This is a genomic window from Xenorhabdus stockiae (genome assembly GCF_002632825.1).
Lineage (GTDB): Bacteria > Pseudomonadota > Gammaproteobacteria > Enterobacterales > Enterobacteriaceae > Xenorhabdus > Xenorhabdus stockiae.
In genome coordinates this window covers 1-2,077 of the sequence record NZ_NJAJ01000107.1, presented here as the reverse complement: position 1 = coordinate 2,077, position 2,077 = coordinate 1, and the positions used below count along the sequence as shown (strand labels likewise).

The 2,077-nt window shown below is 41.2% G+C and carries 3 protein-coding genes and 1 pseudogene; all 4 read right to left on the bottom strand.

Annotated elements, in window-relative coordinates; all coding sequences use genetic code 11:
• Positions 1–676: 676 nt before the first annotated feature.
• Positions 677–904, bottom strand: coding sequence for a hypothetical protein (locus tag Xsto_RS20520; protein WP_099126292.1), 228 nt, complete (start codon positions 902–904; stop codon positions 677–679).
• A 318-nt stretch (positions 905–1,222) separates the two neighbouring features.
• Positions 1,223–1,447: a Lar family restriction alleviation protein gene (locus tag Xsto_RS20515; protein ID WP_169926713.1), complete on the bottom strand. Its 225-nt coding sequence runs from the start codon at positions 1,445–1,447 to the stop codon at positions 1,223–1,225.
• On the bottom strand, positions 1,447–1,905 hold the full coding sequence (locus Xsto_RS20510) for a lysis protein (RefSeq protein ID WP_099126290.1): 459 nt from the start codon (positions 1,903–1,905) through the stop codon (positions 1,447–1,449). Before Xsto_RS20510 ends, Xsto_RS20515 begins: the two co-directional genes overlap by 1 nt.
• Positions 1,906–1,915: 10 nt before the next feature.
• Positions 1,916–2,077, bottom strand: a pseudogene (locus Xsto_RS20505) (phage antirepressor N-terminal domain-containing protein); the annotation flags it as partial.

Here is a 2,077-nt window from a genome sequence, read left to right as displayed (position 1 = left end):
TCGCCGAAATAGGAAACCAGCCCACCGAAGGCTCGCCAGCCATAACTGGTGACCTCGAAGGCTCATTTCGATAGGGTTAGGTTCGGTGCAATTGAGATGCGCTTTCGGTGCGCGGTGAAAATAAAAATGCCGCCAGTTCGTATGCGTAGGGTACGCGGTGAGAACGAAGTGGCAGCATGAGTTATCTGTATTCCTTTAACCACTCAGGGAATGGGTAAAGAAATATTGGGTTTAGTTTCAGGTGTTAATCAATTGTTAAGAATTATTCGCTTGTTGTTACGGTGTGATGGGTTTATTAGATTTACCAGTTTTTGTGATGACAACGTTGTAAACGATGCGGAGAATAACTATGAAAAAGTATCTTCTTCTTTGCCTAGTGGCAGGCACGACTCTTTTCGCTTCAATGCAGACTTATGCTGTGGTCTGCTCTAAGTATCCTCCAAATAGCCAAGAATGGAAGGACTGTGTAAAACAGTGCTTAGTAAACCCAATACAACCACCCCCACTCTGTTTATAATAAAATCGTAGGACGGTACTCCCACCGTCCTCTCACACACACTGCGTCCTAACATACTCCTGCAACCCCCGAACCATTTGCTCTTAGTTGCATTCCATTGCTCAGCCAAAAAAGCCATCACGGGATGTGATGGCTTGGGGATCGTGTAGTAAGCTAATTTTATATTTGATTACATATTTTTCTGCCGTGTTCTTTTGCCTTTACTGCTGCTTTCTCTTCAATATCACTAACAGATAAATTCTTACTGTATGGCAGAGTAACACTAGTCGAAAATAATGAATCAAAATTATCAGAAAAAGCAGTAAAGTTCACAATTACCTGATCAGGATTACCACTGGTAGAACTAGAGGCGGTAAAAAATGTGATCGCATCAATAGATATTTTCATTATTTTTCCTTTTTAATATTGATAGTTTCAAACACATAGCCATATCACTCAGTTTATAAAACTGTTGCTTTGGCGCCTTTACATCAGAAGTATCATCTTAACTTAATAATTGATTAAAAAAAGAACTAATTATATGCGTAGAGTCAAGATATTTACTAAATAAAACAAATAATTGAAAATATCCAAACCAGTATGATTCAGAAGATTTTTAATATGAATAAGATTGTTTTTAAGCCAATTATTTCTTTTTGACATTGGCAACTCATCGATAATGGATTTACTGACACTGTGTTTTGATATACTCCTGCCACCCCAGAATCATTTGTACTGGGGTGATGTGTTCTTAGCTCTTTGGTTCCATAACTTGATTGCTTCCGTCTCAGCTTCGCCGAAATCATCAAACCACCCAATCTCAGGCCCACGGGCATCACAGCTATAACAATCAACCCATCCTATATAATTCTTATCATCAGAATCAAAATAATGGTTAGAGCCTAAATTATCACTACCACAAAATGGACACGGCTTAAGTTCATTGCTCATTAGCCTTTTCTCCCGCATTCAGTATTAACATAATCCTGCAATCCCAAGATCATTTGCTCAGAGATTGCGATTCGTTCTCTGAGTAACCAATAATTTCTGATAGCGGAGTCTGTAGGTCTGGCGGTGGTTGCATCATCCATGCCGGAGGTGGTAGTGGTTTCAGGCACTGGACACTTGGCCTTGATGTACACCCGCTCAGGATGAGCAAGAGAGATAGCATGCAGCCTGTCAATTTCAGTCTTGGCATTGGCGAGTTCCTGAGTGTGAACCTTGTCCAGTTCTGCAAGATGTTCAATGCGCTCTTGCTGCTTATTTATCGCGATAATCTGACTGTCATACTGTCGCTTTAACCTACGGTATTCTTCGGCCTTGTCCTGATACTCACTGTAGTAGAACCAGAACAAGCCAGAGACAATCACCAGAGCACTGAGGGTGAAGTACTGGCTGTTGAGTTTCATTTCACCCGCCTTATTGGGTTCGTGTTGTTTTGCCCTTACCTGTTTCAGCCAGAACAAGATCAAGAACTAAGTCGGTAGCCTGTCCGATTAAGCCTCTTATCTTGCTTTCATGTTCAGGTCTGACCTTCTTCCATTCATTGAGTCCCGTACCAAACACACTAGCGAGCTGCTT